General features: G+C 40.3%; 12 protein-coding genes. 4 read left to right on the plus strand and 8 right to left on the minus strand.

What is annotated here, in order from left to right:
* Window positions 1–22: 22 nt before the first annotated feature.
* The gene (locus tag AAHB12_RS09745; protein ID WP_342045170.1) at window positions 23–1,309 is read right to left on the minus strand and encodes an aspartate aminotransferase family protein; all 1,287 of its coding nucleotides are present in this window, start codon (window positions 1,307–1,309) and stop codon (window positions 23–25) included.
* Between the two features lie 482 nt (window positions 1,310–1,791).
* Window positions 1,792–1,950, minus strand: a complete 159-nt coding sequence (locus AAHB12_RS09750; RefSeq protein WP_129726489.1) for a YjcZ family sporulation protein — start codon at window positions 1,948–1,950, stop codon at window positions 1,792–1,794.
* Window positions 1,951–2,364: 414 nt separating this feature from the next.
* On the opposite strand from AAHB12_RS09750, the gene AAHB12_RS09755 reads away from it, so the two are divergent.
* Entirely contained in the window at window positions 2,365–3,123 is a 759-nt protein-coding gene (locus AAHB12_RS09755; RefSeq protein ID WP_446715538.1) for a DUF4397 domain-containing protein, read from the plus strand.
* On the opposite strand, the gene AAHB12_RS09760 is transcribed toward AAHB12_RS09755, so the two are convergent.
* A complete protein-coding gene (locus tag AAHB12_RS09760; protein WP_342045244.1) occupies window positions 3,120–4,241 on the minus strand; it encodes a histidine kinase N-terminal domain-containing protein in 1,122 nt (373 codons plus the stop codon). The two genes, AAHB12_RS09755 and AAHB12_RS09760, sit on opposite strands and share 4 nt — an antisense overlap.
* A 191-nt stretch (window positions 4,242–4,432) precedes the next feature.
* Here AAHB12_RS09760 and AAHB12_RS09765 point away from each other — a divergent pair, with 191 nt between their 5' ends.
* Window positions 4,433–4,834 (plus strand): YueI family protein, encoded by a 402-nt coding sequence (locus AAHB12_RS09765; protein ID WP_342045171.1) that lies wholly within the window; start codon window positions 4,433–4,435, stop codon window positions 4,832–4,834.
* A gap of 151 nt (window positions 4,835–4,985) precedes the next feature.
* On the opposite strand, the gene AAHB12_RS09770 is transcribed toward AAHB12_RS09765, so the two are convergent.
* Window positions 4,986–6,347: a hemolysin family protein gene (locus AAHB12_RS09770; protein WP_342045172.1), complete on the minus strand. Its 1,362-nt coding sequence runs from the start codon at window positions 6,345–6,347 to the stop codon at window positions 4,986–4,988.
* A gap of 397 nt (window positions 6,348–6,744) precedes the next feature.
* Between AAHB12_RS09770 and AAHB12_RS09775 the strand changes: the two genes are divergently transcribed.
* Window positions 6,745–7,479 (plus strand): hypothetical protein, encoded by a 735-nt coding sequence (locus tag AAHB12_RS09775; RefSeq protein WP_342045173.1) that lies wholly within the window; start codon window positions 6,745–6,747, stop codon window positions 7,477–7,479.
* A 379-nt stretch (window positions 7,480–7,858) separates the two neighbouring features.
* Window positions 7,859–8,533 carry a GNAT family N-acetyltransferase gene (locus AAHB12_RS09780; RefSeq protein WP_342045174.1) on the plus strand — a complete coding sequence of 225 codons (675 nt, stop codon included), beginning with the start codon at window positions 7,859–7,861 and terminating at the stop codon, window positions 8,531–8,533.
* A gap of 106 nt (window positions 8,534–8,639) precedes the next feature.
* Here the strand turns inward: AAHB12_RS09780 and hcp are convergent, their stop codons facing one another.
* From hcp to AAHB12_RS09800, 4 genes are all read right to left on the minus strand, one after another.
* Complete coding sequence (gene hcp / locus AAHB12_RS09785) at window positions 8,640–9,926, minus strand: hydroxylamine reductase (RefSeq protein ID WP_342045175.1); 1,287 nt, start codon at window positions 9,924–9,926, stop codon at window positions 8,640–8,642.
* A 137-nt stretch (window positions 9,927–10,063) separates the two neighbouring features.
* Window positions 10,064–10,669 carry a hypothetical protein gene (locus AAHB12_RS09790; protein ID WP_129726496.1) on the minus strand — a complete coding sequence of 202 codons (606 nt, stop codon included), beginning with the start codon at window positions 10,667–10,669 and terminating at the stop codon, window positions 10,064–10,066.
* 320 nt (window positions 10,670–10,989) lie between these two features.
* Complete coding sequence (locus tag AAHB12_RS09795; RefSeq protein WP_446715539.1) at window positions 10,990–12,846, minus strand: hypothetical protein; 1,857 nt, start codon at window positions 12,844–12,846, stop codon at window positions 10,990–10,992.
* Window positions 12,830–14,635 (minus strand): AAA family ATPase, encoded by a 1,806-nt coding sequence (locus tag AAHB12_RS09800; protein ID WP_342045176.1) that lies wholly within the window; start codon window positions 14,633–14,635, stop codon window positions 12,830–12,832. Before AAHB12_RS09800 ends, AAHB12_RS09795 begins: the two co-directional genes overlap by 17 nt.
* Window positions 14,636–14,680 lie beyond the last annotated feature (45 nt).

Raw genomic sequence — 14,680 nt, forward strand, 5'->3', positions numbered from 1 at the left:
GGATTTGTTCTCCCCATTATCGCTACCCTCCCATTACTTCCTGCAGACTCGCATACAACAGCTGCAGCAGTTCATCAATCTCCGCATGCGTAACTGTCAAGGGCGGCGCAACAAGCACCGCTATCTCTTCTTTTCCATTCCTTCCTGCGACTGCTGGATACAAAAGCAAACCGTATTTTGCCGCTGCTTGAATGAGATGGGAACATGGGATAGAAAGCTCCAGTCCTAAGAGAAGCCCTTTTCCACGTACATCTGTAATAATGGGAAACTCCTTTTTAAAATCATGCAATTTTTCTAATAAGTATCCCCCCTTTTCAGCAGCGTTTTCTACGAGGCTATAACGTTCAACATACTCTATAACTGCCAGTGAAACTGCTGCTGATAGGGGGTTCGCACTAAAAGTGTGCCCCGCCATAACAAGCCGTGACCCTTGCAAAATCGGCTCCATCACCCGATCGCTCACTAATGTCGCTGCCATCGGCGCATATCCGGCCGTTAATCCTTTCCCAAGTGCAATGAGATCAGGAACCACTCCCCAATGTTCCATCGCAAACCATGCTCCTGTTCGACCAAGACCTGTCATAACCTCATCAGCTATAAATAAAATATCGTAGCGTTCACATATGCTTTTTATGATTTTGTAATAATCCTCAGGTGGGGTAAGTGCTCCGCCAGCAGCACCAACAATCGGCTCTGCTACAAACGCCGCAATATGCTCGGAGCCAATTCTCTCTATCTCATTTTCTAATTGCTTGGCACACGCTGTTTGGCAGGAAGGATGCTCCAAACCAAATGGACATCGAAAGCAATATGGAGGTGGTAAAATGGGGTAATCCTCAAGCAAAGGAGTGAATCTTTGGCGGCGCAGCGGATGACCCGACATCGAAAGCGCACCAATTGTAATACCATGATAGCTCATATGACGTGATATAACCTTTTGCTTGCTTGTTATGCCACGTTCTTGATAATGCTGAATCGCGATCTTCATCGCCGTCTCCATCGCTTCAGTGCCGCTATTTACAAAAAAGCTCCAATTCAAATCACCTGGACTTTTATCGCTTAACGTTTTAGCTAATCTCTCCGCCGCTTCACTCGTAAATTGGGAGCGGTATACAAACGCTACTTTCTCAGCCTGTTTTGTCATTGCCCCAATTACTTCTTGCACACCATGCCCAATGCTTGCGGTAATAGCTCCAGAAGAACCATCTAAATACCGTTTTCCATTCGTATCGTACAAATATATGCCGTTGCCGTGAGAAATAGTCGGATAAGGCTGTCCGACCAACGGCTTAATTAAATATTCGCGCATCTATTCCTCTCCCCCTCACCCTTCTTCTATCATCTTATGAGAGAAATGTTTGTTTCTTTCATACAAAAAGCCTCCCAAGACTATGTTTTCATAGTTCTAGAAGGCTTTTTTAGTCACATGCAACATATTATGATACATACCTTTGAAATAAAGAAAACTCGCCGATTGGCGAGCCTGCTTTTGGGCCAAGACAGAGGCGTAGTTGCCCTTATACTTTATTCCTAAAATTTCTCGCTACGTCGAATCGGCATCCAGCTAGAAATTTATACTTTCTTAAAGTGTCAAGAAAACTCACTGATTGGCGAGCCCTGCCCTTGAGCGAAGACAGAGGACTAGTTGCCCTGATGCTTTCATTCCTAAAATTTCTCGCCGCATCGAACGATTTCCCAGCCAGAAATTTATACATTTGAGAATGTATGAAGAAAACCGATTAACATCTTGTTAATCGGTCAATAGTGGTTGACGCTCTGCTGATCAGGACATTAGCAAATCCAAGCTGCTCCAATGATAATTAAAAGGATAAACAATACAACAATTAGCGCGAAACCGTATCCGTAACCGCCTCCATAGCCGCCTCCATAGCCGCCTCCATAGCCATAACCGTAACCAGGATTACCAAAACCATAACCGTATCCGTACATAGTTTTTCACTCCTTACATCATTTTGAATTGGTTTACATTCACAAAATATGTAAAACAAGTGTAAAACGGTATGTGCATTCGCCTAGAAAAAGAAAAAATCTCTTGAAACACTAAAAAACGGCCCTGTTATGTTTATTAGTGACCGACGTTATGACTGTCATGAGCATATGACAATAGTACTTGTGTACAACTACACTTCATTCAAACAGAATTATCACGGTAATAGGAGGCAGAAGGAAGTAAATTTGCTGATAGGCGAAGACAGAGAGGCAGTTGCACTTATCCTGTATTCCTAAAATTTCCAACTACATCGAATTGGCTTTCGGCTGGAAATTTATACTTTCCTACAGTGGGACCCAAAATGAGCATAAGCCTCATCCTTCTCGGCATATAGTGTAGAGATAAACTAGGAGGTGAAAAGGTTGCTTTCATCAGCAGCAGATACACATGCATCGAAAGCATGGATGTATGACCAACTTGCTAAGTATTACAAGTACTCTCATCCACAAAAACATATAGAGTTTTACATGAAGCATTACGAAGAAGTCCAAAAATTCATAGCTATGTATCAGCAGGGACGATCCCAAAGCATGCAGCCCGCACAAATTCGTATTCTGCATGCTTCGCCGAATACTCCCGCAGTCGACATATACGTAAACGGTCAACGTATTGTCCAAAACATAACTTTTAAACAGCACAGTAACTATGTTTCACTTCCACAAGGTCAATATCGGATTGATGTGTATCCAACCAGCACACAATCGGCTCCGTTATTTTCGGCTATTGTTCCTGCCATGGGGGGATATATCTACACAATAGCAGCCGCTGGTGATATCGCTAAGCTGCAGCTTCTATCTTTTGCTGATGGCACATATCTACCGTACGGAAAGGCAAAAATCCGGTTCACCCATCTTTCACCAGATGCGCCAGCAATAGATCTCGCAATGAAAGACAACGATATCCTGTTCGCAAATGTTCCGTTCAAACAAGCAACAGAATTCCTTGAGGTAAGCCCTGGCGGTGCTGATTTGGATGTACATGTGGCGGGAATGAAAAATGTTATTTTATCGCTGCCTGATGTAAAAGTGGAGGCCAACAAAATCTATAACATATATGCAATCGGTTTCACCAATAAAGAGCCAAAACTGGAGGCGTTGTTTTTAACAAACTAACGTTCCTCCAGCACACTTTTCTTAAATACAATAATAAACTTTGTCCAATCCTCTATTGATTCGCATTGTACTGAACCGTTATGTTTCTCCACAATCTGTTTACAAACGAATAATCCAATGCCTGTACCAAGCTGTTTCGTTGTGACAAACGGTTCAAAAATCGTTTCGAGCTTGTCGGCAGGAATCCTAGGCCCATTATTTTGAATCAAAATATGAACATCGTCTTTGGTTTGCGAAACATCAATGATAATTTGTCTTTTCCCTGAAACCGTCTGTAGGGCATCAATCGAATTCATAAGGATGTTCAAAAAAACTTGGCGAATCTCACTCCGATGTCCATAGAAAGGAACTGAATCTTCTATATTTTCTTCAATAGAGACATTCGCATTTACGAGACTCGGATAGAGGAAATGGATTGTATCATGAAACAAATCATTCAACAAGAAATCCGTTTTTTCATCCCACATTTCTTTGCGCGAAACGAGCAGAAACTGCGAAATCCGAAAATTCAGCTGATCTAGTTCATGAGAAATAATATCTAAATATGGCAGTTCTGGATTATCTGCGCGTAATAACTTTACAAATCCCATAATCGAGGTAAGCGGATTTCGAAACTCATGTACAAAGCTTGCTGACATCTGCCCTAGTATTGTAAGTCTTTCCTTATGGGTTTCCTTAATAAAATGTTGTTTCTCTTCCAGATTTTTCCCTATAATTTCAGAATATATAAGCACTGTATAATAAATAAGATAGTCAAAACAAAGATGAATTTTCGAAGCGATCGGCTGCAGTTCGAAAGCCTTCACATCCATTTTAAACATTGCTTCAAACAGTTCATGGCGACCTAAGTTTGTATTATATACGAAGTTTCCTATATTTTCGCCAGTCTGCGCCCGTTCCGCCGCAATCTTTCTACATATTGCATGAATATCCTCAATTTGCTTTTCTTCTGTTATAAGAGCAATAATGAGGGACATAACTTGATCCCCATTGGTAAGAATCTCTTTTTTGAAGGGATCATTTTGTGATACAATAATTTTCCTGTTCCAATTCTCTATAATTGTATCTTTATTTTCTACCAAGTATGTACAAAATTGCTGCTCAGCATAGCTCTTAATTGTAAAACCCCCTTCTCAAAAGAAAAAACGACTGTATATTCTGAATAGTATCATAAAAATAACAGTTCGTTAATACCTCTGTCATCTCTAAGTAAAGTTTAACATTATCTTATTAATACAAATATGTACATAAATAGAGTCATTCCTGTTCACCATATAAAAGTATTTATAATTAAGGAGGGGGAAGCATAATGACTCCCAAAAGTGTTGATGATTATATACAAGAAGGAATCTATGGAGCAAAAGAAATCCATCGAGAAGAACGAGGTGTATTTTTAAGTACGTTTCGGGAACGAGTTGAACTGGCTCTCACAATCGGGCAAGTAATAGCTCCCAATATATACCCACAAGTAGAAAATGTCTTAAAGGTCCAGGCTCAGGCTGGTTTAGAAATGCTTCTCAATGGCACCATTGCTTACCCTCATCTCTCTAAATACATCAAGCTGGCAGATCAGTATAAAGCGCCCTTTACGATTGTGCAAAATGAAGAAAAAGAAACCTCAATAGGCTTATTACTTGCTCATAAGACAGCTGTAGATAGGGACGAAATTTTTATACGAGATGAAATGTTCCAGCGAGAAATGGAGCATTAGCTCCTTTTCAATGGTATAACTAAAGTAATATAGATCTTCATAAATACAGAAGCGTGGTTGCATTTTGTTGCTAAAGTTTCTTACTACGTCGAACTTGCTTCTAGCTCGAAATTGATACCTTCCTACCATGGAAAAGAAAAACCTCTGTTTGTCACAGAGGCGATGAACCCATTTGTCCAATCAATTTTACAGCCTGCGGTTGCTGAGGACAAAACGTGGATGGCTGCTTTGTAATTTCTATTTTTTTAATAGAATGGCCATCCATTTGCAGCACACAGAATGTATACATATCAATCTGAACACTATCACCCTGCCTAATATTAAAGTATTCAGTCAAAATCCAGCCGCCGATTGTATCTACATCACTGTCATTAATAGCAAGACCAAATAAACCATTTACTTCTGTCACAAGCACTTTTCCTTCCACAATAGTCCGATAATCATTAATATGCTGAATGTCTGGCTGTTCATCCGTATCAAATTCATCTTGGATTTCCCCGACAATTTCTTCAAGTATATCTTCAATTGTTACCAGTCCAGATGTACCGCCGTATTCATCGACAAGAATAGCCATATGCGTTCTTTCTTTTTGCATCTTTAGAAATAAATCGTGAATGGGAATGGATTCAATCACCTGAATAATTGGTCGAACGTATTGCTGCACATTCCTCTCCTCTTCATTGTTTCTCCTGGGGAAATCCGTAAATACATCCTTAAAGTTAATCATCCCGACGATATGATCCTTATCACCGTCAATAATCGGATATCGTGTGTATTTTTCAACCGCCATCGTTATCATCACACTCTTAAGCGGCTGCCCTTTTTCAATGGTCACCATCTCCGTACGCGGCACCATAATTTCCTTTGCAAGACGATCATCAAATTCAAATATCTTATTTACATACTTATATTCCGACTGATTAATCTCTCCATTCCTATAACTTTCAGAAACAAGCATTCTTAATTCTTCCTCAGAATGTGCCCCTTCATTCTCGGCATCTGGATTTAAGCCAAACAAATGGGCAATACATTGTACCGACCGATTTAATAGCCAAATAAAAGGATATACAAGTCGGTAAAATAGTATGAGCGGCTTTGCTACTGCCAAGGTAATGGCTTCAGCTTTTTGAGTCGCAAATATTTTCGGTGCCATTTCTCCTACTACAACATGCAAAAAGGTAATAATCGCGAAAGATAGACATACTGACAATATGGAGATGAATGAGGGAGGCACCTCGAATTTTGCAAAAATGGGCTCAAGCAGCCTCTTCACAGTGGATTCTCCTAACCATCCAAGCCCCAAGGCACTTGCGGTAATACCTAATTGACAAACAGATAAATACTTATCCAAATTTGATCGTACTGTTTTTGCAGCCAGAGCCCGTTTATTTCCCTCTGCTGCTAAAAAGTCAATACGAGAGCCCTTTGCTTTCACAAGAGCAAATTCGGATGCGACAAAAAAGGCAGTACCAGCAATTAAAACCGCAAGCATACTTATATTTAATATGTCCAAATACGTTTTCCTCACTTATCTTTGTAAGTAAGGAAGCCACCTCCTACAAATTTATTTATAGGAAAACATAATAAAGGAAAGAAAACTTGCTTCTACAGAGCTCATATGGTGCACAATCTCTATTTTGATGTTTATACACTATATGCAGGAATACATACAGATATTTACTTTTCATCATACCGAAAATCACATGCTTCGTCCAATAAAGAAGAATTAAATTTTCTTGCTATGCCAACATCACATTTCGCCATTTCTCTACATTCACTACACTATCCTCACGTCTTTTAGTCCTTTTTTTCTTTCTTTGCCGATTCAACACTTCTTTTGTCACACAGGAAGGGAAGGTGTGATTTCCAGCGAAAACAACTATAACAAGAAAATCAAGGAGGATGTTAAGATGGAATATAAAACTCCGATGATTGCAGAGAAGATGGGTGTCAGTACGAAGGTTGTAATGCGAATTGTTCAACAATTGAATTTGGAAATAAAAAAAAATAAATTTGGCCATTACGTGTTCAATGAAGAAGACGTACAAACAATTATGGCGAACTACTCCTCTTCTCAGGAAACAGCAGCAACAGTTAGCCTTCCTCGAGAAAACAAGGTTTCCTCCAGTACGATAGAGGAGCCCCATTCTGTAAAGACACAGGGAGATCCCTCCAGTACGATAGAGGAGCCCCATTCTGTAAAGACACAGGGAGATCCCTCCAGCACGATAGAGGAGCCCCATTCCGTAAAGACACAGGGAGATTCCTCCAGCACGATAGAGGAGCCCCATTCCGTAAAGACACAGGGAAATTCCTCCAGCACGATAGAGGAGCCCCATTCCGTAAAGACACAGGGAAATTCCCCCGCGCCGGATTCCTTTCACGTTTTGCAAAAGCAAGTAGATGATATCGAATACCGTCTCCTTCAAAATGAAGATCGATTACGCCAAAAGGCTGACGGCGTTGTACAATATCAGCTGCTGCAGCACCGAAATGACATTGAGGAACTCCAAAAGAAAGTAGAAAGTCTCGAGGCTGCGTTGCAGCAGCTAGAAAGACGAAAACAGCCTCTGGCTGTTGTACCTGATTACTCCGCTACTAAACCAAAGCGACGAAGCATAATTTTTAGCATATTTGGATTATAGAGATTCTAGGTGCAGCTCAATGGAAAGATTGACTCCCCTCTTTCTTCCTTGTGCAAGCACCTTTTTTATTTCGTTACATGAAATTTAATCCATCTCATTTGCATCCTTCTTTGCACTTGGTACAATAGATATATACCTTTGAATACAGAAAACTCGCCGATTGGCAACCCCTGCCCTTGGGCGAAGACAGGGGTGTAGCTGCCCTTACACTGTACTCCTAAAATTTCCAGATATATCGAATGGTCTTCCAGCTAAAAACTTATATTTTCTCAAAGTGTAAGATTAGAATTTGCTTTAGCAAATTCACACTAAGAACCAACTCTATTAGAAAGACCAGCTCCACAAATGCTAGGTTAGCCAAAAAAGGATAGGTGAGATAATGTACCGAAAACAATTTTATCTTCCAAGCGAGGACGGATTTGTACAAGCAGTGATTCGAAACTACACAAAAGAAGATTTTGACGAGCTGATCGCCATTCAAAGCGAGAGCTTTCCGCCACCTTTTCCGCCTGAATTATGGTGGAACAAAGAGCAGCTAACAGAGCATGTCACACGCTTCCCTCAGGGTGCACTTTGTGTGGAAATAAACGGTACACTTGCAGGCTCTATGACAGGACTTATTGTGCAGCTAGATCGATATGACACTCATCACACATGGGCGGAAATTACTGATAACGGCTATATCCGCAATCATAACCAAAATGGAAACACGCTTTATGTAGTGGATATTTGCATTCGTCCGTCTTTCCGCAAACTCAAGCTCGGAAAACATCTTATGCAAGCAATGTATGATGTTGTATTACATCTGAATTTAGAACGTCTTGCAGGGGGCGGCCGCATGCCAGGCTATCATACAGTCGCAAGCCAATTAACACCCGAACAATATTTACAGCGAGTTGTCACAGGAACGTTATACGATCCTGTTATTACATTTTTACTTCACTGTGGTCGCACTCCGGTCGGCATAGCACAAAACTATCTTGAAGATGAAGAATCACAGAATTATGGGGTCATTATGGAATGGAGAAATCCGTTTTTACCTACTAAAAACTAACTGTCTGGAAAAAATCTGTAAGTACCCTAAAAATGATGCAGCTTCGCTCACAATATAACCCATAAGAGCATAAAAGAAAGTCCCCAGATTTTCCGGGGACTTTCTTTTATGCTAACATAGCAGCCATATCTTCTGCTGCTGTTGTAATAAGCTGTAGGTTAAAAGATTCCTGCAAAACCTCTAGTACCCCTGGAGAAATAAACTCTGGCGCTTTCGGTCCAATACGGATATCTTGAATCCCAAGACTAAATAAACCGAGTAAAATCGCTACTGCTTTTTGTTCAAACCATGATAGAACAATACTAACAGGAAGATCATTTACTTCGCATTCAAATGCCTGAGCCAAAGCCGCAGCAATCTTGATTGTTGAAACCGAGTTATTACACTGTCCTAAATCAATGTAACGCGGAATGTTTGTTCCTGGTACAACGCCGTAATCCACATCATTAAAACGGAATTTCCCACATGATGTTGTTAAAATAACAGCTTCTGGAGGAAGTGATGTCGCAAGCTCACGATAGTATTCTCCCCCCTTGCCAGGAGCGTCACAGCCTGCAATTACGAAGAAACGATGAATCTTCCCTGTCTTTACTGCCTCTATAATCTCAGGAGCAATGGACAACACTGTTTCATGGTGGAAGCCTGTAAATAGTTTCTCCTCTGATTCCATGTTTGCCTCTGGCAATTCCAATGCTTTTTCAATCAACAGCGTGAAATCATCATTTTCGATTTTGCGTACGCCTTCTAATCCTGCTAAATCATAAGAAAAGAAACGGTCTGCATATGTCCCCTTAATTGGCATTACGCAATTTGTTGTTGCTAAAATAGCACCTGGGAATTTCTCAAACAAACGGCGCTGATCATACCATGCCTTACCGATATTTCCCTTTAAATGTGCATACTTTCTTAATTGCGGATACCCATGTGCCGGGAGCATTTCAGAATGCGTATAAATATTAATTCCTTTACCTTCTGTTTGTTTTAACAACTCCTCTAACGCGAACAAGTTATGCCCGGTCACAACGATCGCTTTTCCTTCAACCTTGTTTTGTGTAATTTTTACCGGTTCAGGAATACCAAACCGATCCGTATGAGCTTTATCAAGCAATTCCATCACCCAAATTGCCGATTGTCCGACCTTCATCGCCATGTCAATATGCTCTTGTTCATTGAAGTTAGAATTAGTAAGTGTCATATATAAAGCTTCATGCGTTGTTGCATCAACAAATTCATCTGTATATCCAAGCTGCGCTGCATGCGTGCGATAAGCAGCGACTCCTTTTAATCCAAATACAAGTATATCCTGTAAGCTTGCGATTGTTTCATCCTTACCACAAACTCCGATTACTTTGCAGCCGCCTGTTGGCGTTTGTTCACATTGATGACAAAACATAGTTCCAGCTCCTCCCTGTTCATCTTACACCTTTAGGATATAGGAAAGAAGCTCAAGAAACTGTGATAAGAATCACAGGAATCTATGTGATCTCGTTACAAATAAGTGAACAATGTCTGTATTTCTGAAATCAACGCTCAATATGTCAGCATAATCCTTTTTTCATTTTCCTGTATGAGCTGCTGCGCTTGCGGTGTCGCATGAATCACATCGCGAAACTCCTTCAAGGAATATAAATACTTCATTCCTTGCCAAGCATGCAGGCGGATAGGAACACCCACTAATGTTTCATGAAACAGAAATGGTTCATCGATCGGTTCCATTTGAAAACCAAGTGAACGTAAATACATATACATCCGTTTTGTAACAACTGCAATATACCAATCTACCTTCTGTTCAAGCGCATGAATAAATAAAATAACTGCAAGTCGCTTAAAATGGCCCATTCCGCGAAAATGCTTGGAAATGCTTAATTTTCCAATCTCAAATACTCTTTTTTTATTCAATTCTGTAATAAGTCTATTTTGAGAAAATGGATAGAAAAACTCAGCATTAGACTCTTCGGGCTTTTGATAAGGAGCGCATTCTACCGTACCTATATAGCGCTCCCCTTCACCGATAAGCAGATAGCGTGATGGGTTTAAATTTCGTTCAACAAACATCAAATCGCGTTCTTCACAAAAATCTCCCCATAATTGCTCAAACACAAAATGCTCCCTTTTCGTTCGAACATGCAGAAACATATTTTCCCACCTTTCTCTTCTTTATATTATCTATGCCTTATATTCCTTCCATATTTATCCTTGCTAACGTTCTCATTATTTATCCTATATGATGTAAACTATAAACTGCAATAAAAAGGCTCTTTATTTTACAAAAACTACAATTCTATTATTGATGATTTTTACTTCCGATATGTATGAAGAAAAGCGGACAGGGCCCGCCTTTTATGATAGCGTAGGGGTGAGCCAGAGTAAAAGGCGCCTTTGGCCTTTTGCGGAGGTCCAGCCCTACGCTGCCATTTTGGACCTTGGGAGCTAAACATCACCCCGACGCCGACGCCTTATAGCTGCAGCCACTCACGAAACAAACGAATACATTCTCCTTTTCCAACGAGAAATTCTCCCCGTTGTTTTGTTTTATGAGGATAGAATTGTAAAAATACACCACAGCCAGCTTCAATTTTTTTTGCGTGTACTTGGCTGCCTGGATATACACATACAACTTCATAAATCGCACGTCGCTGAAAGATACGTTTCCCATTCTGCTCTTCTACATACTTTATTGACCAGTATTTATACATTTGCTCTGTGGCCTTTGTGTTTCCGACAGGTTGAAAAATGTTATACATCGGACTGTATTTAACTTCCACAATAACAGAAGATTGATACCGCTTAATGCCATGATCTGTTCTATAATAATCAATACGGATATCTGGCTTTTTTGTATCTTCTCCATTGTAGAAGTGACTTCCCTTACTTAAAGCAACGATTGGATGCGTCTCAATTAGCTCATTAAAAACAATATGAAGCGCTGCATCCCCTCGCTCCAGCACTACAGTTGTTCCGTCCTGAAGGCCATCAAGGTAAAAATACGATTGAATCTGCTCACGGACAGGAGCAATAGGCCGAAATCCGATTTCCTCCAAAATAGAGATAACAGCAAAATATGAATAGTACTCATATATAAGAAATGTCGGTTTATGCACAAATAAAAAGGCTGGCTCGTTCATGTGGGTGCTGCTTTTCCGATAGGATGTTTCTAAAATTTTTAATAACTGACGCCGGGGAGGTGTTAAAGTATTTGGCAATCTTACATTCCCTTCATCAGAAATACTACCCCAAAAACGAGAATGAAGGAAAGCCGACAGATCACGGTGCATCCCCCGAACAATCTCATGTAACACCTTGTACTCTTGACGCTTCATCAACGCTTTTCTCAGATCAGTATCCTTTAAAAGATTCATATTCCGGTACTTTTGCTTATCACGATCTGTGACAGAACCATTTTTTTCAATTGTCTGCAAAATAGTTTGAATCGCCTGTTTTTCCCGTTTACTGCTCTCCTCCAACTTCTCGAGTTTGTCTAAATGATCATTCAAAAAGCGGAGGAGCTGATAAATAAGCTGTTCGAATTCCTTGAGCTTTCTCTTCATATAGCGATTTGATGCGCTATTATAATCTTCAAAAAACCGCACGTTGCAGCTTTTCATTGCTCCTCGTTCTGCAAGCAAAGCATTTTTTCGAGCAGTATGCTTTGTTTGTTTGCGTATACGCTGCTCCGTTCGATATCCCTTCCCATACTGTACTTCGTGTTCAATCTGTGCACACAGCTGCTTAACTCGCACTGTGTGCTGAGAAAGCCAGCGTATTGTTTGCATATAAGAGTGGTCCTCTAGTTCTGCAAACGAAGAAAATGTTTTTTTATAATGTCCGCGATCCACAATCAGGCTGCTCACAATAGACATGACCTTCTCCTGAATAAGCTGCATGCCATCGTTGGAAAAATTTTTAGGTGTAATACGAAAAGCTCCATAATAACATGCTTCCGCAACCATCACTTCAAAATGATACATACCGCAACGCCATGGATATAGATAGTCGGTCTTTCCGTGTTCATAAATTAAAACAGTCGCTTTTTCAGGGCCGATCTCATATTTCCATTCCTTTTCTCCTTTTTTCCCCTCATATACTTTATTCCAAGTAAACGTAACCTTTTCTGTGCTATTTTGGATAGAGAGACGAATCGGCTTTAGCTCTTGTACGTCATAAATACACTGCGAAATAAAACGCGGTGATTCACAAAGTCGATCGAGAAAAATAACATCTCCTTTTTCTCCTCCCCCTACCATAAGCTGCAGAACAAACGAAAGCTTTTCACCACTATCAATAATATCTGTTCCGCTATCGAACATACCCATACAGCTCCAGCTCTCTCGCTTTTTCTTTTAAAAAAGATATACTATGAGTAAATGCTGATACTTCCTTTGCAAGCGGAGATTGCAAAAGTAAAAAAAGGGAATTCCCTTTCCTGCCATCCTCTGCAAGAAGCGAACCGATTACAGCTTCCATGCCACGCAACTTCGTAAAAATACGCTGCTTCAGCTGTAAATCAAATGCCTCTTCTCTGCTCATGAGAAGGGCTCCATCTTCATCCCGTGGAATGTTAGCTATATAATTTGCAATTGCTGCCGCAACACGAAACGAGACCCCTTTCGATGGGTCATGTACTTGCAATGCAGCATGCAAAGCATCAAGAATTTCAAGCTCCTCCTCAGAAAATACAGAAAATGCATCTTCTTCCTGCTTCCATTGCTTACAATACTCTAATGCCGAAACAGAAAGCTTGCATCTCTTTGCCAGCGATTGTTCCCGCATCAGAGCAGCCTCTCGAAAAGGCAACTTTCGAAAAGTTACAATAGGGGTACGATCAAGAAGCCGATCCGATAATTCCTTCGTCGTTTCGTCAAAATTAATGGTACCGATAAACAGAAGATTTGAACCAATTTTTATAGATGATGGAATTTCTCCCTTTTGCTCCCCTTCATATAAAGAAAGCAATCGTTCCTCTTCCTGCAGTTCTAACAATGATAGAAATGGAGTAAACCAATGTTCAATATGTGACATATTCATCTCATCAAAAACAATCATATATAGCCTCTCAGGATTTTTTTGCGCTTCTAACAGCTTGCTCACTAACCCTGTATCACTCTCCATATATGTCCCGTTCGGATGAAGATACCCAAGCAAATCTTGCGGTTCTTGAAAAGAAGAAGAGACCGGAATCCAAAGCAGCTCTTTCCCGTATTGCAAACCAAGCGCTTCTGCATACAGCTTCACAATTTGCGACTTTCCAATTCCTGACATACCTGCAACAATTGTAATAGGACTGGTTTTTAAACAAATATGGAGATTATATAAATCAGTTTCCTCCATATATAGCTTCCTTTGCAGAGCCTGCGTTTTAACATGCTGCAAAAATGTTATTTCCCGCTTATTCCCTTGCTCCTTCGCCTTAGTTGGAGCAGAATCCGGTTCAACCAATTTTCCTCCCTTTTCTGCAAGCTGTCTTTTTAGCGTATTATATGTTTGTTCACTTATAAAATATAAGTGATCCCCAACAGAAATGTCATTTTCACTTGGCCAATCGATTACATCACAATATACTACCTCCCGTCTTTGTTCAGAATACATAATAGAACTGACTGATGGCTTTAAAGATAAATTTCCATATAACCGACCTTCATAAAGTAAAAATTCCGGAGCTCCAAAATCAATCGGATACTTTCTAAGTATGAGTGACACATATCCCTTTGTAAGTTTTTTTTCAAGAACTGCTCTCGTTTGATCAGATGTTAAGTAAGGAATTGGGACAATACGATACGATTCACACGGCTTTCCTGCTCTCAACTCTAGCAACTCCACATACAAAGAACCATTAGCATATCGAAGACGAAAAATAGCCACATGCTGCTTTTGCATTTCTTTTGTGAGAAGAGATAACAGTTTCTCATTGTGCCGTATAGTGGATAGTCCTTCAAACAATATACCTGGCTCTACCAATGCGTCAGAAATAACCTTGGGAATAGGTGATAAACACTTTACGAAAAAGCGAGGATTATCAGCTTCTCGCGGCATCACGATACCGACGAACACCATATGCTGCAATCGCTTCACCAGATTTGGATGAAGAGCTTGCTGGAGCTTCACGTTTTTGCCCTCCTTTTTCAATGCTTTTATCATTGTATGAAGGCT

This window comes from Bacillus sp. OTU530 (assembly GCF_038440375.1).